Genomic DNA, 20291 nt, shown 5'->3' with positions numbered 1-20291 from the left:
TAACAAAGCGAGCCAGCCATGTCGGTAAGGTCAAAGGTCATTGAAGCGATTCAGCAGATCGCCAAGGAGCAGCACGTCACGCTTCCCGCCCTCTCGGACGATCTGTCCCTGCATGAGACGGGCTTCGACTCGCTCGCCTTCGCCATCCTGGTCGCCCGCCTCGAGGACGAGACCGGCGTCGATCCCTTCACCATTTCCGAGGACGCAGCGTTCCCCGCCACGGTGGGCGATTTCGTGCGGGCCTACGAAAATGTCCCCGCGTGAGATCTTTGCACTTCGCGACCATCTTGGCGCGGAGCTGAAAGGCCGCACCATCTCCGATGCGCATGATGTCGTATCGCTGACGGGCATCCTGTCGCACACTGTTCTGGGCGGGCGGCTGCACGAGCTCTCTGGCCGTGCCGTGCTGCTCAAGCTGTCGGACCAGCTCCGGTCCGGCCTTGCCATGATCGAGCTCGACGGCATCGCCCGCCGCATGCTGTTGTGTCCGCCGGACCTCAACCCGGCGCATCTCGACGCCTTGATCGCGGATGCCGGGATCGATGCCGTCGTCACCGACGAGCCCGAACTCTGGGCGGCGTCCGGCGTGCCGCTGGTCGTCACCGCGCAATTGCCCCCGCAAGCCGCCGCGCCGGCCAAGACCGCGCGCGGCACCGAATGGCTGATGCTCACCTCGGGCACCTCGGGGGTGCCAAAGATCGCCGGCCATACGCTGGAAGCGCTGACCGGCGCGATCGTCGCCGAAGGCCCATCGCGCCGACCTGCACCGGTCTGGGCAACGTTCTACGACATCCGCCGCTATGGCGGCCTGCAAATCTTTCTCCGTGCCATCCTCTCCGGCGGCTCGTTGGTGCTGTCCGATCCCCGTGAGGCGCTCGCCGATCACGTCGCGCGGCTGAAGGCGCGCGGTGTCTCGCATATCTCCGGCACGCCTTCGCATTGGCGCAAGCTTCTGATGAGCGGCTCGGCCGCCCAGTTCGCCCCGGCTTACGTCCGTCTCTCCGGCGAGATCGCCGACCAAGCCGTGCTCGACGGCCTGAAGGCGGCATTCCCCCATGCGTCCGTCGGCCATGCCTATGCCTCGACCGAGGCCGGCGTCGGGTTCGCCGTCAATGACGGCCTGGAAGGCTTTCCGGCCGACTATCTCGGCAACCGCAACGGCGTCGAGATGAAAGTCGTCGACGGCTCGCTGCGCATCCGCTCGACGCGCACGGCTCATGCCTATATCGGCCGCAACGCCTCCGCGCTCACCGACGACGACGGCTTTGTCGACAGCGGCGACATCGTCGAGCTGCGCGGCAACCGCTGTTATTTCGTCGGCCGGCGCGGCGGCATCATCAATATCGGCGGGCTGAAGGTCCACCCCGAGGAGATCGAGGCGGTGATCAACCGCCATCCGGATGTGCGGATGTCGCGCGCGAAGTCGCGCAAGAGCCCGATCACCGGCGGCATCGTCGTCGCGGACGTGATCCTCACCGAGGGCACCGATCCGGCGCGCGCTAAAGAGATCCGCGACCAAATCCTGGATCTGTGCCGCGCCCAGCTCGCATCCCACAAGGTGCCGGCGGTCCTCCGCTTCGTCGAGGCGCTCGACGTCACCCCGGCCGGAAAACTGGCGCGCACCGATGCATAATGTTCTCGTCACCGGCGGCAGCCGCGGCATCGGGCTTGCGATCGGCAAGCGCCTTGTCGCGGCCGGCTTCAACGTCATCGCGGCGGCGCGGCGCGAAAGCGAAGAGCTCAAGGCGGCCATCGCAGCTGCCGACGGGCGCCTGCATTTCCGTGCCTGCGATCTTGCCGTGATCGATGCAATCCCGGCCTTCGCAAAGCTCGTGCGCGACGAATTCGGCCCGATCTACGGCCTCGTCAACAATGCCGGTCTCGGCACCGAAGGCCTGCTGGCCACCATGCACAATTCCGAGATCGAGGCGCTGGTGCAGCTCAACGTGCTGTCGCCGATCATCCTCACCAAATATGTGGCGCGCCAGATGATGGCCGACGGCACTGGGCGCATCATCAACATCTCCTCGATCATCGCGACGACAGGCTATAACGGCCTCTCCGTCTACGGCGCGACCAAGGCCGCCGCGACCGGCTTCACCCGCTCGCTGGCCCGTGAGGTCGGCAAGCTCGGCATCACCGTGAACGCGATCGCGCCGGGCTTCATCGACACCGAGCTCACCCACAATCTGTCTGAGGAAGGCCGCAAGCGCATTGCGGGCCGCAGCGCGCTGCGCCGGCTGCCGGAGACGGATGACGTCGCGCGCATGGTGGAATACCTTTTGGGCGAAGGCGGCCGCAACGTCACCGGCACCGTGTTCACCATCGATGCCGGGAACACGGCGTAGACGGAACCCGGCTGCCACAATTGCGTTGATCGTGCGCAATGACAGCCAGCCGGATTTGGTCGTAAGATGCCCCGCAATCGATTGGTTTACGTCAATCGATCTGCCCTAAACGAAGGGGAGCAGTCGATGGCCACTTCAGACATGACCGCTTCAAGCCGGGCCCTGAAAGAGCCGGTGCGTGTGAAGTCGGATGAGGTCCGCTGCCCGCCGATGTCGCATCAGAATTCCGGCGATCACGGCCACGAGGCGTATCCGCAGCAATTCGTGCGCCTGATCGGCTGCCACGACGTCCCTGCATCCCAGCTGCGCAAGCGTCAGGACGAGAAGCTGCACTAGCCGCTCACGGCCGCTGCTTCGGCAGGTCGATTCGTTCGTGTGAAAATTCCGGCGGCCCTTCGGTGAGGCGGCGAATGCGGCGCTCGCGCTCGTCTGGCGGCAATGCCGGATCGAGCAGTAACTCGATCTCATGCACTGCGATCTCTTCGATCTTGGTCGCGTCCGATACGACCGGGTGCGCGGGCGCGGAGACGGGGAGTGCCAACTTCAGCCCCAGCTCGATCAGCTTGCAGATCGCATCCGAGCGGGTCAGGCGGTGAGCTTCAGCCCAGGCATCGACCGCCTCCGTCAATCTTTCCAGCATCTTCACCGCGCTGATCGGGTCGACACCCGTGCGCCGGCGGACCGGAGAGGTGGAGTCCTTGCTGCTGAAGTCGGACACCTCGATTTTCCCATGCAACCCCTTGGAGCCGACCGACGATAGCCGCTCTCCCCGGATGGCCGTTTGATGCCGATCAATGATCCCGCCGAGGCATTGCAAGGCGGCCGCATCTTGTTGTCCGGGCCACTTTCGGCCAATGATCGAAAGGGGGCGCGAGCCAGCGAACCCGGATCGATCCTGCCACGTATCTTGCTTCGCATTCCAACAGTCCGGCAATCCCGATGAGCTCAGGCGAGTCCTTCTATGGCGGCATTCCCGTCTTCCGAGGCTTCACCAGCCTGATGGATCCTGCGCTTTATGCGCCGCTGCCGGACGACTGGAGCATCGGTGTTGCCGATATCGTCGATTCGACCAAGGCGATCGCGGCGCAGCGCTACAAGGCCGTGAACATGGCCGGTGCCGCCGTGATCGCGGCGGTGACCAATGCGCTGCAGGGGCGGGAATTTCCCTTCGTGTTCGGCGGCGACGGCGCCAGCTTCGCGGTGGCGCCAGACGACGTCGAGCTTGCCCGCCAGGCGCTGGCTGCGACCGCGACCTGGGTGCGCGAAGACCTCGATCTGACCCTGCGCGTCGCCTTGGTGCCGGTCAGCGTCATTCGCACACACGGCCTCGATGTGCGCGTCGCCCGGTTCGGGCCGTCGGCCAACCTGTCCTATGCGATGTTTTCGGGCGGCGGGCTCGCGTGGGCCGACGCAGCGATGAAGCGCGGCGAGTTTGCCGTCGATGAGGCGCCCGCCGGCACGCAGCCGGACCTTTCGGGCCTGTCGTGTCGTTTCGAGGTGATGCCGGCGGCGCGCGGCCTGATCCTGTCGGTGCTGGTGATGCCGGCGCGCGGCGTCGATCAGGTGGCCTTCCGCAGGGTGATCGAGGACATCATTCATCTCGTCGAGCGCAGCCCGGAGGGCGGCCGGCCGGTGCCGCCGCAGGGGCCGCCGCTGAAATGGCCGCCGCAGGGCGTGGAATTCGAGGCCCGAACCAGGCGCGGGGGTCCGCTGCTCGCGCGCAGAGCCAGCGTACTCGCCTATACGTTATTCGCCTATTTCATCATGCGCTTCGACATCAAGATCGGCGGTTTCGTGCCCAGCCTCTACAAGCGGCAGGTGGTCGAGAACTCGGACTTCCGTAAATACGACGACGGCCTGCGCATGATTCTGGACTGCACGCCGCAGCTCGAGCGCGCGTTGAACGATCGTCTCAAAGCCGCTGCGCGCGAGGGCATCGTGCGCTACGGCCTCTACCAGCAGGACGCTGCGATGATGACCTGCTTCGCGCCGTCGGCGCTGCGCAGCGATCACGTCCATTTCATCGACGGCGCGCGCGGCGGCTATGCCTCGGCGGCGACGGCGTTGAAGGCGATGATGGCAGCGGGTTAGCGCCCCGCGCGCGTCCAGGTCTCACCGCCGCAGAGCGCGCCGACGCAGCCTTCGACCCGCAGCGCGTCCGCGCCAGTCAGGCTGATGTTGCTCGCATAGGTGCTGCCGTCGTCCGCATTGTAGATCTGGCCCGACCATTTGTTCGGTCCCGTCGGCTCCATGCCGCTGAACAATGGCAGGCCGATCATCGGGCGCCTGGCGAGCGCGGGATTGGGATTTTTGCTGTCGGTGGCGGGCTGACCGGTCGCGCTGTCCATGGGCTCGCGCAGCCAGACGATGTGGCCGCAGATGCCGCCGCCGCATTTGCTGATCTTGACGCGTGCATCGCCCGCCTGCGTGAGCCAGGTCCCGTCGGCGCTCTGCGCATAGGCGGAAGGCGCACCGATCAGCGCAGCCAGAATGACGGTGAGAGCGACGAATCTGAATGTCATGGAGAGGAGCCCTGGAATGGAGGCGACTCCATAGCAGCAAATCGAGCGCGCGCAACGCCCGAGGGAATCACATCTCTGAGCTTATCTGCCGGCGCTTATTTGCCTGCGATCATTTGCCCCAGCGCGCGAATGCGACCGAGGCGGCGGTCGAAAGCCCGAACACGACCATGGCGCCCCCGACCAGCGCGAACAGGGTCCAGGCCGGAGCCTGCGCGGTCATCAGTCCGATGCCGCCGATCGCGACGATCAGAAGCCGTGCCGTCGAGGCGAGCACGGGCCCGCCGACGCGTGCGGCGCCTTGCGAGGAGAAGTAAAGCGACACGCCCATGCCGAAGAACACGAAGGCCGGACCGGCCCAGTGGAAATAGCTGTGCGCTGCGGCGGTGACGCCGGGATCGCGGGTGAAGAGCCCGACCCACAGTGACGGCGCGAGCGCAACGACGAGACCGATCAGCCCCACCGTGAGTCCCGAGGCGGCAGCCGCGGTCCAGGCGACACGCCGCGCGCGCTTCACATGCCCGGCGCCGATCGCCATGCCGACCATCGGCACCGAGGCGATGCCGAAGGCGAAGGTGATCGGGATCAGCAGAAATTCCAGCCGCGAGCCGATACCGTAGCCCGCCAGCATCTCGGTGCCGAAGGTCGCGAGGATCTTCGTGAAGATCAGAATGGTGAGCACGGTCTGCAGCGGCGACAGGCAGGCCACCGCGCCAACTTTGAGAATGTCCAGGAACATCGCGCGCTCGAAATGAAAGGCGCGGACATCCAGCGGCAGCCGGCTGCGCCCCGACAACAGATACCAGATGAAGAAGATCGCCGCGCAGCTGAACGCGATCAGCTGCCCGCTCGCCACGCCCGGCATGCCGAATTGCGGCACTCCGAACAGGCCGAGCCCCAGCGTGCCGCCGAGCACGATCTGCAGCGCGCTCGCGCCGATCAGAATCATCGAAGGCAGGCGCATGTCGCCGGTACCGCGGATCACCGAGGCCAGCGTGTTGACGAGCCAGATCGCGACCGCGCCGGAGAACAGCACCTGCGAATAGCCGCTGGCCTCCTCGAGCACGCGCTCGCGTCCGCCGAGCAGCGCGAAGAAGGAGCGGCCGAAGGCGAGCATCATCACCGTGAAGAACAGCCCGCCGCAAAGGCCGATGATGGCGGCATGCAGCGCCAGCGTCGCGGCGCGGTCGCGATCCCCTGCGCCGAGAGCGCGGCTGATTGCGGACGAGACGCCGCCGCCCATCGCGCCCGCGCTCATCATCTGCGTCAGCATCGCGAACGGAAACACCAGCGCGATCGCGGCGAGCGGGATGGTGCCGAGCCGGCCGATATAGGAGGTCTCAGCCACTGCGACGAGCGTGCTGCCGACCATCGCGATCATGTTGGGGATCGCGAGCCGCAGCAGCGTCGGCAGGATCGGCGCGGTCAGGAGGCTCGCGATGGGGGAGGCGACCGGCGCAACCGGCGGGACGGCATCTGCGGGGGCGTCGATCGTCATGTTCACCGGGCGGAAAATTAAATGATGACCGACATATTATAAGAGAATGAGCCGGCCGGCGCAGCCCTGGCTCACGCAGGGCTCACCACGGCAGGCCGCATAGGTCGATGGTGCCCAGCGTCGGCGCACGCACGATGTGGAAGACATAGGGCGCCATGTAGGTGAACCGAATCCGCCCTTCCGGCTGTTCGCAATAGACCTCGCCTTTGAACGGCAGCCAGCTCCGGGCCTCGTAGAACGCGAAATTGTGCGGCTCGCAGACCAGTAGGGCGAACCGAACCGCCTCGTTGGCGCGCATGGTATGCACCGCCGCGTCGATCGCCACGGTCGCATAGCCACGGCCGCGCTGGTCCTCGCGCGTCGAGACGCCGCCGATGCCGCCGATATGAACCTTCTGTCCATTCCAGGTGATGGTGCGGAAGTAGATGCCGACATGGCACACGAGACCATCCTCGGGCGTCTCGACCAGCACGCGGAGATCGGCATTGGCCCATTTGACATGAGCCCAGGGCTTGCCTGCGACCAACTGCGGTGCCCAGACCGCCTGAAATAGCGGCTCGGCCCTCGGCCACGAGGCGTCGCCGTTCAATATGTCGATCTCGATGCTCATGGCCTCGTCCTCCACAGCTCCGCTTCTTCGCGCGTTTGTTCTGTCTTAAGCGCCTCAAAGGCAATGATATTTTACAGCGAACCGCAGGTCTGATCACGGCGGCCGGATTGCGGCGAACTTGTGCATTCAAGCAGGACGCGCCAAGTCACGCCTTTTCGCAAATTCTGAGGTATTTAATGGCCGCGGAACCTTCTATAAGGGGTGACCGTTAGAACTCGTTCCCCACCAGTTGCGGACAAGAAGCCATGACCTTTACGCTGCCCCCACTTCCTTACGCCTATGACGCCCTCGGCCAGTACATGTCGAAGGAGACGCTGGAATATCACCACGACAAGCATCATCAGGCCTACGTCACCAACGGCAACAACGCGCTCAAGGGGACCGAATGGGAAGGCAAGTCCCTTGAAGAGATCGTCAAGGGCTCGTTCGGCAAGAACCCCGCGGTGTTCAACAACGCCGGCCAGCACTACAACCACATCCACTTCTGGAGCTGGATGAAGCCCAATGGCGGCGGCACCAAGCTGCCGGGCAAGCTCGAGAAGAAGATCAACGAGGACCTCGGCGGCTTCGAGAAGTTCAAGACCGACTTCCAGGCGGCCGGCGTCGGCCAGTTCGGCTCCGGCTGGTGCTGGCTCCAGGTCAAGAACGGCAAGCTCGAGATCTCCAAGACCCCGAACGGCGAGAATCCGCTGGTGCACGGCGCCACACCGATCCTCGGCTGCGACGTCTGGGAGCACTCTTACTACATCGACTATCGCAATCGCCGTCCCGACTATCTCAAGGCGTTCGTCGAGAACCTCGTGAACTGGGAATACGTGGAGTCCCTGTTCGAGAAGGCGTGACAGGTGTCATTCCGGGGCGCGCGAAGCGCAAGCCCGGAATCCATTTGTCTGCTCGGGTGGCGCCCGATGGATTCCGGGTTCGGCGCTGACGCGCCGCCCCGGAATGACAGAAACAAAGGCGGTCGCAGGCGCGACCGCCTTTTTGCTGTGCGGAATTGCCCTGCGTGGCGCGCGCATGGGTCTGTCGTCACACCGTTTGCATCGGGGGAACACCGCCCTTAATCAGGACGGGCATCACCCTCGAGCGACCCAGCCCGTTGTCAGGACCTTCCCCGAACCATCCAGCGCCTTCCGGCGACGCGGAATCCGAGCCGCGGCCGGGCCGGGTCCGCAAGCCGATCGGCTGGTCGACCGTCATCATCGCAGCTCTGGTGGCGGTGAGTGCTGCACTGGTCTGGCGGCGGGACGGCACTGACGGCGTTCTGGACATCCTCACCCACGATCTCTCGCTGTTCTCGGGCATCCTGCCGCGCGTGCTCGCCGGCTGCCTGCTCGGGGCCTTCATCTCGGAGATCTTGCCGCACGAGAAGGTCTCGCGCTCGCTCGGGCCGAAATCCGGCCTGATGGGCCTGCTGATCGGCACCGCCTTCGGCGCGATTCTGCCCGGCGGTCCCTTCACCGCCTATCCGGTCGCGAGCGCACTGCTCGCGGTCGGCGCCGATTTCGGCGCCACCATCGCCATGGTCGTGAGCTGGACGCTGATCGGTTATGGCCGGGCGGTCGCCTGGGAAATCCCGATCATGGGCACCGATTTCACGCTGTGGCGGATCGTGATCTCGCTGCCGCTGCCGGTGCTCGCCGGCGCCCTCGGCCGCTTCGTCTATGTCAGGCTCTATCCGAAGCCGCTCGCGAAGGACGACGAGAGTTGAGCGCAGCGCTTCTGATCGACATCCTGCTGTGGGGCTCGGTGCTCGGCGTCGGGCTGATCGCCTTTCGTCGTGGGCGCCCGGTGTTCGTGGCCTCGCTGCGCGAAGGCACGATGGATTTCGTCAACATCGTGCCGCGGATTGCGCTTGGCGTGATCGGCTCCGGCTACATCGCCGCCATCATCCCGCAAGAGGTGATCACCGGCTGGCTCGGCCCTGATAGCGGCTGGCTCGGGGTTGCCACCGCCGTGGTCGCCGGCGCCGCCACGCCCGGCGGTCCCGTGGTCGGCTTCTCCATCGGCACCGTGGCGTTGAAGTCGGGGGGCGGGGTGCCGCAGGTGGTTGCCTATGTCGTCGCCTGGGCGCTGTTCGCCTTCCAGCGGGTGATCTTGTGGGAGATCCCGTTCATGCCCGCCCGTTTCGTCTGGTTCCGCTGCGCCGTCTCGGTGCCGTTCCCATTCGTGGCAGCCGCCATCGCCATGGTGATCGGCAAACCCTGAGCCGCGATGTCAGTCCCGCCGTGGACAGGCGTAATGTTATAATATAACGTCCGCAAATGGCTCCCGCCGCGTCCCACGCCCACCAGCACGACCATGCTCATGGCCATTCCCATGGTCACGGCCATGGACATTCGCACGGGCACGATCACGCCCACGCCCATGTCCACGATGCGACCTCGCCGCATCCGGCCCAGACCGCGCCTTGGTCGATCCTGCGCATGACCATGGCGGGCCGTCTCGCGGCCGCGCTCGCGGTCTGTGCCGTGCTGTGGGGCATCGTCTTGCTGGCGATGAGGTGACGATGGCAGCGTTGCACTTTCACAACGTCACGCTCGGCTATGATCGGCACCCCGCCGTGCATCATCTCAGCGGCGAGGTCGCGCCGGGCGCGCTGGTCGCCGTGATCGGCCCGAATGGCGCCGGTAAATCGACGCTGTTGCGCGGCATCGTCGGCATCCTCAAGCCGCTCGACGGGACGATCCATCTCGGCGGGCTCGACGCCCGCGACATCGCCTATCTGCCGCAGAGCGCGGAGATCGACCGCAGCTTCCCGATCTCGGTGTTCGATTTCATCGGCACCGGGCTGTGGCGTGGCACAGGCCTGTTCGGCGGCATCGGCAAGGCCGCGCGCGACAAGATTCTCCGGGCAATCGGAGCAGTTGGCCTCAGCGGTTTTGAGAACCGCCCGATCGGCACGCTCTCCGGCGGTCAGATGCAGCGCGTGCTGTTCGCCCGTGTGCTGCTCCAGGATGCCAGCCTGATCGTGCTCGACGAGCCCTTCAACGCCATCGACAGCAAGACCACCGCCGATCTGCTCGCGCTGGTGAAGCGCTGGCACGGCGAGGGCCGTACCGTGCTCGCCGCGCTGCACGACATGGAGATGGTGCGCAACCACTTCGCCGAAACGCTGGTGCTGGCGCGCGGCCCGGTCGCGTGGGGCCCGACGGCGGAGGTGCTGACGCCGGAAAATCTGCTGGTCGCGATGCGAATGTGCGAGGCCTTCGACGACAGCGCCGCGGCCTGCGCGGCCGATGATATCAGCTCGCGGGCGGCCTGATATCCGATGCTCTATGACGCGCTGATCGGTCCGTTCACCGAATTCGAGTTCATGCGGCGCGCGCTCGCCGCGGTGATCGCGTTGGCGCTGGCGGGGGCGCCGATCGGCGTGTTCCTGATGCTGCGGCGGATGAGCCTCGTCGGCGACGCCATGGCGCACGCGATCCTGCCTGGCGCGGCGGTTGGTTTCCTGCTCTCCGGCCTCAATCTGTTCGCGATGACGGCCGGCGGCCTGGTCGCCGGCTTTGCCGTCGCGATCCTCGCTGGCGTGGTCGCACGCTCGACCGGGCTGAAGGAAGATGCCTCGCTCGCCACCTTCTATCTCGCTTCGCTTGCGCTCGGCGTCACCATCGTCTCGATCAAGGGCACCAACATCGATCTCCTGCACGTGCTGTTCGGCAACATCCTCGCAATGGACGATCAGACCCTGCTGGTGGTCGCCTTCAACGCCACGGTGACGCTGCTGGTGCTCGCGGTGATCTACCGCCCGCTGGTGATCGAGAGCGTCGATCCCCTGTTCCTGCGCACCGTGAGCCGCGCCGGCGGCCCCGCCCATCTCGCCTTCCTCGCGCTGGTCGTCATCAACCTCGTCAACGGCTTTCAGGCGCTGGGCACGCTACTGGCGGTGGGGCTGATGATCCTGCCTGCGGGCATCGCAAGGTTCTGGTCGCGCGATCTCACCGCGATGATCTGCATCGCCGTCATTGCTGCTGCGGTGTCCGGCTATGCCGGCCTCGTGCTCTCATTTCAGACCCGCGTGCCTTCGGGCCCGGCGATCATCCTGGTGGCGACGGTGCTCTACATCGTCTCCATCCTGTTCGGCCGCGTCGGCGGCATCGTCCGGCAGCTGTTTCCCGGCCGGCATCTGGAAGCATGACGATGCGGCTCATCCTGGTCTTTGCACTGTTGCTGATCGCCTCGCCGCTGCGGGCCGCGGAGCGGCTCAACGTCGTCGCGAGTTTCTCGATCCTCGGCGATTTCGTCCGCAATGTCGGTGGCGACCGCATCAACCTGACGACGCTGGTCGGGCCCGACAGCGACGTCCACGTCTATACGCCGGCCCCTAGCGATGCCAAGCGGGTCGCGGCGGCGAAGCTCGTCATCGTCAACGGGCTCGGGCTGGAGGGCTGGCTGCCGCGCCTCGTGCAATCCGCAGGGAGCAAGGCCAAGGTGATCACCGCAAGCGCCGGCATCGCGCCGCTGAAGCTGGGCTCGGCCGCTGATCCCCACGCCTGGCAGTCCATCCTGAACGCCAAGATCTACGTCACCGACATTGCGAGCGCGCTCGCCACGGCCGCTCCTGACGATGCGGAGTTCTTCCGCGCCCAGGCCAAGGCCTATCTGGAAAAGCTCGAAGCCCTCGACCGCGAGGTCCGCGACGCTGTCGCAAAAATCCCGCCGGAGCGGCGCAAGGTGATCTCCACCCATGACGCCTTCGGCTATTTCTCCAGCGAATACGGTATCCGGTTCATCGCCCCCCGGGGCGTCTCCACGGAGAGCGAGCCGAGCGCGCGAGATATCGCCGCCATCATCGGCCAGATCAAGGCCGCGAGGATCCCGGCCGTGTTCCTTGAAAATATCAGCGACGATCGCCTGATCCGGCGGATCGCCGCCGAGACCGGTGCCAGGGTCGGTGGCACCCTGGTTTCGGACGGTTTGACCGGCGAAAAGGGGCCTGCACCCACTTACATTGACATGGTCAGGCACAATATAAAGGCCCTGACCAGCGCGCTTGACCATTAGGGCAGGGGCCACCCCGCCTCGCGTCGCGCGAAAAAGCCTTGAAGTCCGGAGTTGTTATGTCTGACGCGACCTCCCAGAAGATTCCCGTGACCGTGCTGACCGGCTATCTCGGCGCCGGCAAGACCACGCTGCTCAACCGTATCCTGTCGGAGAACCACGGCAAGAAATACGCCGTCATCGTCAACGAATTCGGCGAGATCGGCATCGACAACGACCTCATCATCGGCGCCGATGAGGAAGTGTTCGAGATGAACAACGGCTGCATCTGCTGCACCGTACGAGGCGACCTCGTCCGCATCATGGACGGCCTGATGAAGCGCAAGGGCAAGTTCGACGCCATCATCGTCGAGACCACCGGTCTTGCCGATCCCGCCCCCGTCGCGCAGACCTTCTTCGTCGACGAGGACGTGCAGAAGAACGCCCGGCTCGACGCGGTCGTGACGGTCGCCGACGCCAAATGGCTGTCCGACCGGCTCAAGGACGCACCCGAGGCCAAGAACCAGATCGCCTTTGCCGACGTCATCGTTCTGAACAAGACCGACCTCGTCAACAAGGGCGAGCTCGCCGAGGTCGAGGCCCGCATCCGCGGCATCAATCCCTATGCGAAGCTGCATCGCACCGAGCGCTGCGCGGTGGCGCTGGCCGACGTGCTCGACCGCGGAGCGTTCGATCTCGACCGCATCCTCGACATCGAGCCTGACTTCCTGGAGGCCGACGATCATGACCACGATCATGATCATCACCACCATCACGGCCACGATCACCATCACCATGATCACGGCCACGGCCTGAAGCACTATCACGACGAGGAGATGCAATCGCTCTCGCTCAAGACCGACAAGCCGCTAGATCCCAACGTGTTCATGCCCTGGCTGCAGAACCTGGTGCAGGTCGAGGGCGGCAAGATCCTGCGCTCCAAGGGCATCCTCGCCTTCCACGACGACGACGATCGCTACGTCTTCCAGGGCGTCCACATGATGCTGGAGGGCAACCACCAGCGGAAGTGGAAGGAGGGCGAGCCGCGCGAGAGCCGCCTCGTCTTCATCGGCCGCGAATTGCCCGAAGAGGCGATCCGCAAGGGTTTCGAGAGCTGCATCGCCTCGTGATGAAAGAGTTTACGCCAGCGCCCGAGTCCGCTTCGATCGTTTCCGTCACCGACCGCGTCCAGCCGATTGCGCTCGGCATGGCCGTGACCTCGGTGCATTTCCTGAAGGATCGCGCCGCCTTCGTCGGCGGCGAGGAGAACGTCGCATTCGTCGATGCCAATTGCGAGATCACCACGGTTGCCGTGCATAGCGGCGGGATTCTCTCGACCGCCTCCGACGGCAAGCGCCTCGTCATGGGCGGCGACGACGGCAAGGTCGTCTCGCTCGATGCCAAGGGCGAGGTGACGCTGCTCGCCACCGATCCCAAGCGGCGCTGGATCGACGCGGTGGCGCTGCACGCCGACGGCGCCTTCGCCTGGTCGGCCGGCAAGACCGCGACCGTCAAGAGCGGCAAGGCCGAGGAGAAGTCGATCGACGTGCCCTCGACCGTCGGCGGCCTTGCCTTCGCGCCGAAGGGCCTGCGGCTCGCAATCGCGCATTACAACGGCGTGACGCTGTGGTTTCCGAACATGGCGGGATCGGCCGAATTCCTGCCCTGGGCCGGCTCGCATCACGCGGTCACCTTCAGCCCCGACAACAAATTCCTGGTCACCGCCATGCACGAGCCGGCGCTGCACGGCTGGCGGCTCGCCGACAACAGGCACATGCGCATGACCGGCTATCCCGGCCGCGTCCGCTCGATGTCGTGGAGCGCCGGCGGCAAGGGGCTGGCGACGTCGGGCGCCGACACGGTGATCATCTGGCCGTTCGGCAGCAAGGACGGCCCGATGGGCAAGGAGCCCGCGATGCTCGCGCCGCTGCAGGCGCGCGTCTCCGCGGTCGCCTGTCATCCCAAGAACGACATCCTCGCCGCCGGTTACAGCGATGGCACCGTGCTGATGGTCCGTCTGGAGGATGGCGCGGAGATCCTGGTCCGCCGCAATGGCACGCCGCCGGTGGCCGCGATCGCCTGGAACGCCAAAGGCACGCTGCTGGCCTTTGCCGACGAAAATGGGGACGGCGGTCTGCTCGAGCTTTAATCTGTCATGGTTCCCGCCGTATAGGGAACCATGCGATTTCTGACGACCTTCCAGCTTGCCGACTTTGGCGACACCCTGGTCAGCCTGATCACGGCCTTCGTGCTGGGCACGCTGATCGGCGCCGAACGGCAATACCGTCAGCGCACCGCGGGGCTGCGCACCAACGTGCTGGTCGCGGTGGGCGCTGCCGCCTTCGTCGATCTCGCCATGCAGCTGGATGGCGCCGACGGCGCGGTCCGGGTGATCGCCTATGTCGTCTCCGGCATCGGCTTCCTGGGAGCCGGCGTCATCATGAAGCAGGGCATGGATGTGCGCGGGCTCAACACCGCGGCGACGCTGTGGGCCTCGGCCGCGGTGGGCTCCTGCGCCGGCGGCGACATGGTCGCGCAGGCGGTCGCGCTGACCGTGTTCGTCATCGCCGGCAACACCATGCTGCGCCCGCTGGTCAACGCCATCAACCGCATCCCGCTGAACGAGAAGGCCCTGGAGGCGACCTACTATTTCAAGCTCGCGGTTGCGGCCGACGCTTTGCCCGACATGCGCGACCGCCTCGTCGACAAGCTCGAAGCGGCGAAATATGCGGTGGCCGATATCGATGTGGCCGAAATCGGCGAGGACATTCTGGAGATCGCCGCCAGGCTGGTCGCGACCGCGGTCGATCCGAACGAGCTGAACGCGGTCGCGACCGATCTGCAGCATCTGCCAGGCGTCCGGCATGCAACATGGGAAGTCAGCACGACGGAGTAGCGCGGCGTTTTGGCGCGTGCGGGTGGGTTCCGCGCGTTTTCAGGTTCCGGAACCGGCGCGCCCCAGTTTCGTTGATTCCGCGAACAAAGGCGGTGATCGACATGCCCGGCCGAGATGACAAACGTAGACTGAAGCTCAACCTGACAATCGCCGGTGCGCTGTTCGCAGCAGGCGTTGCGGTGTCGGTGATGTCCCTGGCGCAAATCCGCGCCGAAAGCCGCATGCAGCTGGCGCAGGCGACGCCCCCGCTCCAGGGCACCCCGTCCGACGAACAGAGCAAGGTGCCCGCGGAGGCGAAGCCCGGCGGCGATCGGCCGACGACGCCGGCCCCCGAGCCCGCACGGCCGGAGCCGCAGACTCAGGGCGCGGCTGGTGCGGCCAAACCGGCGCTGCCGCCGGCCCCGGCCGAGAAGATCGCGCCGCCCATGGAGAAGAAGTAGTTTTTCCGGTCATTCCGGGGCACGCGAAGCGCGGACTACGGTGCGCAATTGCGCCAGAGTCTGCCGCCCGATGGATTCCGGGCTCGCGCCAAGTGGCGCGCCCCGGAATACGGGCGGAGAGAGCCCGCCTCACCGCACCAGAATATTCCGGAACTGCCAGGGATCGCTGGTGTCGATGTCCTCCGGGAACAGTCCCGGACGATCCGTCAGCGGCGTCCAGTCGGTATAAAAACCCTTCACCGGGCCGAGATAGGGCAGCTGAATTTCGAGCAGGCGCTCGAAATCCATCTCGTCGGCCTCGACGATGCCTTCGTTCGGGTTCTCCAGCGCCCAGACCATGCCGCCGAGCACGGCGGAGGTCACCTGCAGGCCGGTGGCGTTCTGGTAGGGTGCGAGCTCGCGGGTCTCTTCGATGGAGAGCTGCGAGCCGAACCAATAGGCGTTCTTGTCATGGCCGAACAGCAGCACGCCGAGCTCGTCGATGCCGTCGACGATCTCGTTCTCGTCGAGGATGTGGTGCTTCTCCTGCATCTTCCCGGCGCGGCCGAACATTTCATGCAGCGACAGCACGGCATCGTCGGCCGGATGGTAGGCATAGTGGCAGGTCGGCCGGTAAATCGCCTTGCCCGACGCATCGCGCACGGTGAAGTAATCGGCGATCGAGATCGACTCGTTGTGGGTGACGAGGAAGCCATACTGGGCGCCGCGGGTCGGGCACCAGGTGCGCACGCGCGTGTTGGCGCCGGGCTGCATCAGATAGATGGCAGCGCCGCAGCCGGCTTCATGGGTGTGCGCATTCTCGGGCATCCATTTCTCGTGGGTGCCCCAGCCGAGCTCGGATGGCTGCATGCCTTCCGACAGGAAGCCTTCCACCGACCAGGTGTTGACGAAGACGTCCGGCTCCTTCGGCTTCTTCGAACGCTGGGTGTCGCGCTCGGCGATGTGGATGCCCTTGATGCCGGCCTGCCGCATCAAATCCGCCCATTCGCCCTTGGTCTTCGGCCTGGGCGCATTGAGCTTCAGATCGGCCGCGACATTGAGCAGCGCCTGCTTGACGAAGAAGGAGACCATGCCGGGATTGGCGCCGCAGCAGGAGATGGCTGTGGTCGAGCCGGCGGGGCGCGCCTTCTTGGCGGCCAGCGTCGTTTCGCGCAGCGCGTAATTGGAGCGCGCTTCCGGACCCTTCGAGGAATCGAAATAGAAGCCAAGCCAGGGCTCGTTGACGGTGTCGATGTAGAGCGCGCCGAGCTCGTTGCAGAGCTCCATGATGTCGGTCGAGCCGGTATCGACCGACAGATTGACGCAGAACCCCTGGCCGCCGCCCTCGGTGAGCAGCGGGGTCAGCACCTCGCGGTAATTGTCCTTGGTCAGCCCTTTCTGGATGAAGCGGACATTGTGCTTCTCGCAAAGCGCCTTGCGGCCCTCGTCCTTGGGATCGAGCACGGTGATGCGCGACTTGTCGTAGTCGAGATGCCGCTCGATCAGGGGCAGCGTGCCTTTGCCGATGGAGCCGAAGCCGACCATGACGATGGGGCCGGTGATCTTCGCGTAGATCTGCGAGGGAGGGCTCATGGGATGGGTTCTCCGGAACGTGCTGGCAGTGAGGGATGGATCAGGCGCTGCGGCGCTTGTCAGATGCTGCGGCGCTTGGCGGTGACTTCGATCTCGACCTTCATCTCGGGCCTCGCCAGACCAGAGACGACCAGCAAGGTCGCCGCCGGCCTGATGTCGCCGAGGACCTCGCCGCAGACGGCGAAGTGGGCATCGATATAGCTGGCGTCGGTCACGTAATAGGTCGCACGGACGATATCGGCCATCTCGAATCCGCCCTCCTTCAGGGCGGCGGCGATGGTCTTGAAGCAGTTGCGTGACTGGCTCGTGACATCTGATGGCATCGTCATCGTGGTGTAGTCATAGCCGGTGGTTCCCGCGACGAAGGCGAACTCGCCGTCGATCACGGCACGGCTGTAGCCGACGGACTTCTCGAGCGGGGAGCCGGTGGAGATCAGGCGACGGGACATGGTCATGGGCCTCGACTGAAGGGGTGTTTCGCGGGGTTAAAGGGCGTTTCCGGCGCCTGCGCAACCCCAAAGGAACGGGCCTCGCGCAGGCGCGGCAGGGCGTCGCCACTCGATGCGGCTGCGGTCTTCGCTACGCCAGCGATCCCTCAGGCCGCGTGCGCCTCAGGCGCGCGAACCGACCTCCGTTTGGGCAGGGCCGCGCCGGTCGGGACGATCATCCCGGCGGCGCCATCGAGCGCGCCATCAGTGAACTCGATCGCCAGCAGGCGGTTGCGCTCGAACGGGCCGGGCAGCGACAGCTCGGCGGTCTTCTCGGCTGTGAAGCCGAAGCGGGCGTAATAGGGGGCATCGCCGAGCAGGATCACGGCGCCATGCCCGCGCGCCCGGGCGGCAGCCAGCGCTTGTTGCATCAGCGCGGCGCCGATCCCGAGCTCGCGGCAGGCAGGGTCGACCGCCAGCGGTCCGAGGACCAGAGCGGGCCTGCCTCCGGCGCTGACATGCCACAGCCGCACGGTTCCCACGAGCTTGCCCTCGCGCATCGCCGACAGGGCAAGGCCTGCAGCGGGCGCGCGTCCGTCGCGCAGGCGCTGGCAGGTGCGGCCATGGCGGTTCTCGCCAAAGCAAGCATCGAGCAGCGCTTCACGCGTCGCGACGTCTCCAGCACGTTCCGCACGGATCACGAACGGAGCGGCTTTCGAGGTGAGGGCAACTTGCGGCTTCCGAGGAGCAGTCATGGCACGTCAGTCCCCGCTTGAACCGGCGTGCGCACAGCACGCCTGTCCAAGACGTCGTCAGAAATCGAGATGTTGGATGAGGAGCCGGCGGACCGGCTCCCGGGTTCGTCAGGCCTCTGGAAAAGAGAGGCGGATCAGATGTGGTACGTCCGCAGCGGCGGAATGCCGTTGAACGCCACCGACGAGTAGGTCGACGTATAAGCCCCGGTGCCTTCGATCAGCACCTTGTCGCCGATCTCGAGCGTCACCGGAAGCGGATACGGGGTCTTCTCGTACAGCACATCGGCGCTGTCGCAGGTCGGACCTGCGAGCACGCACGGGGTCATGTCCGCGCCGTCGTGACGGGTGCGGATGGCGTAGCGAATCGACTCGTCCATGGTCTCGGCGAGACCGCCGAACTTGCCGATGTCCAGGTACACCCAGCGCACCTCGTCCTCATCGCTCTTCTTCGAGATGAGCACGACCTCGGATTCGATGATGCCGGCGTTACCCACCATGCCGCGGCCTGGCTCGATGATGGTCTCCGGAATCTGGTTGCCGAAGTGCTTGCGCAGCGCGCGGAAGATCGAGCGGCCGTAGGTGACGACCGGCGGCACGTCCTTCAGGTACTTGGTCGGGAAGCCGCCGCCCATGTTGACCATGGACAGGTTGATGCCGCGCTCGGCGCAGTCGCGGAACACCTGAGAGGCCATCGCCAGTGCACGGTCCCACGCCTTCACCTTGCGCTGTTGCGAGCCGACATGGAAGGAGATGCCGCACGGCTCCAGGCCCAGGCGCTTGGCGAGGTCGAGCACCTCGACCGCCATCTCCGGGTCGCAGCCGAACTTGCGCGACAGCGGCCACTCGGCGCCGGCGCAGTCATAGAGGATGCGGCAGAACACCTTCGCACCGGGAGCGGCGCGGGCGATCTTCTCGACCTCGGCGGCGCAATCGACCGCGAACAGGCGAATGCCGAGCGCGAAGGCGCGCGCGATGTCGCGCTCCTTCTTGATCGTGTTGCCGAAGGAGATGCGGTCGGGCGTCGCACCCGCAGCCAGCGCCATCTCGATCTCGGCGACAGTGGCGGTGTCGAAGCAGGAGCCCATGGACGCCAGCAAGGCCAGCACTTCCGGCGCCGGGTTCGCCTTGACGGCATAGAACACGCGGCTGTCGGGCAGCGCCTTGGCGAAGCTCTGGTAATTGTCGCGCACGACCTCGAGGTCGACGACGAGGCACGGCTCGGTGTCGAGGCCTTCGTTGCGGCGGTTGCGCAGGAATTCCTGGATACGTTCGGTCATGGCACTCTCCAACGGTCCCAGCGACGGGAGCCGTATCAACGTGACGTCTGATGAGAGTGCTTCGGCCGCATCGCGCGATGGAGGCGCGCTGGGGCCAAAAAACTCAAACCAGACTGTGCTGCCGTGGATTGGTTGGGAGAGTTTCCCGCCCGCTCACCTGGCAATGAAGGACAAGCCTTTTCAGTAGCCCGCGCCGGCGTTGGACTGCCGGTAGAGACCAAAAAAGCCCGATCCGTCGTTGCTTTAAGTCGCGTCCCCCGTTGAGAGCGGGGTGCGCCGGTTCGCCTCCGGCTGCCAGTCACGGTTGCAAAGAGCGAAGTCACCTTCGACATGGCATCTCTTTGAGAGAGATGCTGGGCGCTCCGGGTTTGCTTCGGTCGCTCGACGTTTCAGTCTCGACTTCCGCACTTCCGAAGAGCCCCTCGGCTTCTTCACCCCTTGGCGGCTGTCCGGCCTCTTGTCCGGATACCTACCGACTGACACACGACCACAGGCACGTGCGAAATTGGGCAAGTCCGCACATAAGCGTTTTGACTCTGGTTCGCAAGAATTTTTTTAGGCTGCGGACAGGATTGCCTAACATCTGCTTGCGCACTGTTGCGCGAGCGACGCGGAAGATGAACGCGCGTTAAGTTTTCGCCGCGCAGCGCGTGCTGCCCACGCGCGAGACGCGTCAGCCGCGCTTGGTGAAGGGCTCGATGCGCTGAGCGCCGCGGATGAAGGCGGTCATCACGAGCACGCCGAGTGCGAACAGCACGGCCTGCAGGATATGGGCGCCTTGGTCGCCGAGCCCGAACAGGATCGCGAGCGCCCAGCCGCCGGCAAACGCCGCGCCGAACACCTCCGCGCCGATCAGGATGGCGGCGCTGATGACGGTGATGACGCTGGACCAGACGATCTGGCGGGACGATGAGGAAGGCGCGTTCATGGCTTCAGGGGATCCTGGCTTCGAGGGCCGCAATCTC

The 20291-nt window shown here is 65.6% G+C and carries 25 protein-coding genes; 16 read left to right on the top strand and 9 right to left on the bottom strand.

Features of this window, described 5'->3' with window-relative positions; all coding sequences use genetic code 11:
* Positions 1 to 18 precede the first annotated feature (18 nt).
* The 4 genes from I6F20_RS13385 to I6F20_RS13370 all read left to right on the top strand — a co-directional run bounded on the left by I6F20_RS13385 (position 19) and on the right by I6F20_RS13370 (position 2684).
* Entirely contained in the window at positions 19 to 264 is a 246-nt protein-coding gene (locus I6F20_RS13385; RefSeq protein WP_015688794.1) for an acyl carrier protein, read from the top strand.
* Positions 251 to 1633, top strand: coding sequence for a class I adenylate-forming enzyme family protein (locus tag I6F20_RS13380; RefSeq protein WP_225126506.1), 1383 nt, complete (start codon positions 251 to 253; stop codon positions 1631 to 1633). The genes I6F20_RS13385 and I6F20_RS13380 overlap by 14 nt, the downstream gene beginning before the upstream one ends.
* A complete protein-coding gene (locus I6F20_RS13375; RefSeq protein WP_109142372.1) occupies positions 1626 to 2348 on the top strand; it encodes an SDR family NAD(P)-dependent oxidoreductase in 723 nt (240 codons plus the stop codon). Before I6F20_RS13380 ends, I6F20_RS13375 begins: the two co-directional genes overlap by 8 nt.
* A 126-nt stretch (positions 2349 to 2474) precedes the next feature.
* Entirely contained in the window at positions 2475 to 2684 is a 210-nt protein-coding gene (locus tag I6F20_RS13370; RefSeq protein WP_035997682.1) for a hypothetical protein, read from the top strand.
* Between the two features lie 4 nt (positions 2685 to 2688).
* On the opposite strand, the gene I6F20_RS13365 is transcribed toward I6F20_RS13370, so the two are convergent.
* The gene (locus I6F20_RS13365) at positions 2689 to 3066 is read right to left on the bottom strand and encodes a hypothetical protein (protein WP_225126504.1); all 378 of its coding nucleotides are present in this window, start codon (positions 3064 to 3066) and stop codon (positions 2689 to 2691) included.
* Positions 3067 to 3287: 221 nt separating this feature from the next.
* Between I6F20_RS13365 and I6F20_RS13360 the strand changes: the two genes are divergently transcribed.
* Positions 3288 to 4439, top strand: a complete 1152-nt coding sequence (locus tag I6F20_RS13360) for a DUF3095 domain-containing protein (RefSeq protein WP_225126502.1) — start codon at positions 3288 to 3290, stop codon at positions 4437 to 4439.
* Here I6F20_RS13360 and I6F20_RS13355 read toward each other — a convergent pair.
* The 3 genes from I6F20_RS13355 to I6F20_RS13345 all read right to left on the bottom strand — a co-directional run bounded on the left by I6F20_RS13355 (position 4436) and on the right by I6F20_RS13345 (position 6975).
* Positions 4436 to 4870, bottom strand: coding sequence for a DUF2147 domain-containing protein (locus tag I6F20_RS13355; RefSeq protein ID WP_035997687.1), 435 nt, complete (start codon positions 4868 to 4870; stop codon positions 4436 to 4438). The two genes, I6F20_RS13360 and I6F20_RS13355, sit on opposite strands and share 4 nt — an antisense overlap.
* Positions 4871 to 4979: 109 nt before the next feature.
* Positions 4980 to 6365 (bottom strand): MATE family efflux transporter, encoded by a 1386-nt coding sequence (locus tag I6F20_RS13350; RefSeq protein ID WP_035997689.1) that lies wholly within the window; start codon positions 6363 to 6365, stop codon positions 4980 to 4982.
* Between the two features lie 82 nt (positions 6366 to 6447).
* A complete protein-coding gene (locus I6F20_RS13345; protein WP_225126500.1) occupies positions 6448 to 6975 on the bottom strand; it encodes a GNAT family N-acetyltransferase in 528 nt (175 codons plus the stop codon).
* A 245-nt stretch (positions 6976 to 7220) separates the two neighbouring features.
* On the opposite strand from I6F20_RS13345, the gene I6F20_RS13340 reads away from it, so the two are divergent.
* The 11 genes from I6F20_RS13340 to I6F20_RS13290 all read left to right on the top strand — a co-directional run bounded on the left by I6F20_RS13340 (position 7221) and on the right by I6F20_RS13290 (position 15294).
* Positions 7221 to 7817, top strand: a complete 597-nt coding sequence (locus tag I6F20_RS13340; RefSeq protein WP_027573470.1) for a superoxide dismutase — start codon at positions 7221 to 7223, stop codon at positions 7815 to 7817.
* Positions 7818 to 8074: 257 nt separating this feature from the next.
* On the top strand, positions 8075 to 8686 hold the full coding sequence (locus I6F20_RS13335; RefSeq protein ID WP_225126497.1) for a permease: 612 nt from the start codon (positions 8075 to 8077) through the stop codon (positions 8684 to 8686).
* The gene (locus I6F20_RS13330; RefSeq protein WP_036036588.1) at positions 8683 to 9183 is read left to right on the top strand and encodes a hypothetical protein; all 501 of its coding nucleotides are present in this window, start codon (positions 8683 to 8685) and stop codon (positions 9181 to 9183) included. The genes I6F20_RS13335 and I6F20_RS13330 overlap by 4 nt, the downstream gene beginning before the upstream one ends.
* A gap of 56 nt (positions 9184 to 9239) precedes the next feature.
* A complete protein-coding gene (locus I6F20_RS13325; protein WP_035997699.1) occupies positions 9240 to 9482 on the top strand; it encodes a hypothetical protein in 243 nt (80 codons plus the stop codon).
* A 2-nt stretch (positions 9483 to 9484) separates the two neighbouring features.
* Positions 9485 to 10240: a metal ABC transporter ATP-binding protein gene (locus I6F20_RS13320; protein WP_225111624.1), complete on the top strand. Its 756-nt coding sequence runs from the start codon at positions 9485 to 9487 to the stop codon at positions 10238 to 10240.
* A 6-nt stretch (positions 10241 to 10246) separates the two neighbouring features.
* Positions 10247 to 11116, top strand: coding sequence for a metal ABC transporter permease (locus I6F20_RS13315; protein ID WP_225126496.1), 870 nt, complete (start codon positions 10247 to 10249; stop codon positions 11114 to 11116).
* A 2-nt stretch (positions 11117 to 11118) separates the two neighbouring features.
* A complete protein-coding gene (locus I6F20_RS13310; RefSeq protein ID WP_225126493.1) occupies positions 11119 to 11982 on the top strand; it encodes a metal ABC transporter substrate-binding protein in 864 nt (287 codons plus the stop codon).
* Between the two features lie 56 nt (positions 11983 to 12038).
* Positions 12039 to 13088, top strand: coding sequence for a CobW family GTP-binding protein (locus tag I6F20_RS13305; protein WP_225126492.1), 1050 nt, complete (start codon positions 12039 to 12041; stop codon positions 13086 to 13088).
* Positions 13088 to 14107 (top strand): WD40 repeat domain-containing protein, encoded by a 1020-nt coding sequence (locus I6F20_RS13300; protein ID WP_225126490.1) that lies wholly within the window; start codon positions 13088 to 13090, stop codon positions 14105 to 14107. The genes I6F20_RS13305 and I6F20_RS13300 overlap by 1 nt, the downstream gene beginning before the upstream one ends.
* Before the next feature lie 30 nt (positions 14108 to 14137).
* Positions 14138 to 14854, top strand: coding sequence for an MgtC/SapB family protein (locus I6F20_RS13295; RefSeq protein ID WP_225126489.1), 717 nt, complete (start codon positions 14138 to 14140; stop codon positions 14852 to 14854).
* A 101-nt stretch (positions 14855 to 14955) separates the two neighbouring features.
* Positions 14956 to 15294: a hypothetical protein gene (locus I6F20_RS13290; protein ID WP_035997762.1), complete on the top strand. Its 339-nt coding sequence runs from the start codon at positions 14956 to 14958 to the stop codon at positions 15292 to 15294.
* Positions 15295 to 15423: 129 nt separating this feature from the next.
* Here the strand turns inward: I6F20_RS13290 and I6F20_RS13285 are convergent, their stop codons facing one another.
* The 5 genes from I6F20_RS13285 to I6F20_RS13265 form a co-directional block, all read right to left on the bottom strand.
* A complete protein-coding gene (locus I6F20_RS13285; RefSeq protein ID WP_035997714.1) occupies positions 15424 to 16866 on the bottom strand; it encodes a homospermidine synthase in 1443 nt (480 codons plus the stop codon).
* 59 nt (positions 16867 to 16925) lie between these two features.
* The gene (locus I6F20_RS13280) at positions 16926 to 17315 is read right to left on the bottom strand and encodes a RidA family protein (RefSeq protein WP_225126668.1); all 390 of its coding nucleotides are present in this window, start codon (positions 17313 to 17315) and stop codon (positions 16926 to 16928) included.
* A gap of 146 nt (positions 17316 to 17461) precedes the next feature.
* Positions 17462 to 18049 (bottom strand): GNAT family N-acetyltransferase, encoded by a 588-nt coding sequence (locus tag I6F20_RS13275; RefSeq protein WP_035997718.1) that lies wholly within the window; start codon positions 18047 to 18049, stop codon positions 17462 to 17464.
* Positions 18050 to 18183: 134 nt separating this feature from the next.
* Positions 18184 to 19326, bottom strand: coding sequence for a type III PLP-dependent enzyme (locus I6F20_RS13270; protein WP_035997723.1), 1143 nt, complete (start codon positions 19324 to 19326; stop codon positions 18184 to 18186).
* 673 nt (positions 19327 to 19999) lie between these two features.
* Positions 20000 to 20254 (bottom strand): hypothetical protein, encoded by a 255-nt coding sequence (locus I6F20_RS13265; protein ID WP_035997726.1) that lies wholly within the window; start codon positions 20252 to 20254, stop codon positions 20000 to 20002.
* Between the last annotated feature and the right edge of the window lie 37 nt (positions 20255 to 20291).

It is taken from the genome of Bradyrhizobium sp. IC3123 (assembly GCF_020193625.1).
Classification (GTDB): Bacteria; Pseudomonadota; Alphaproteobacteria; order Rhizobiales; family Xanthobacteraceae; genus Bradyrhizobium; species Bradyrhizobium yuanmingense.
The sequence above is the reverse complement of the archived record's forward strand: the minus strand, read 5'-3'. Positions and strand labels throughout refer to the sequence as shown.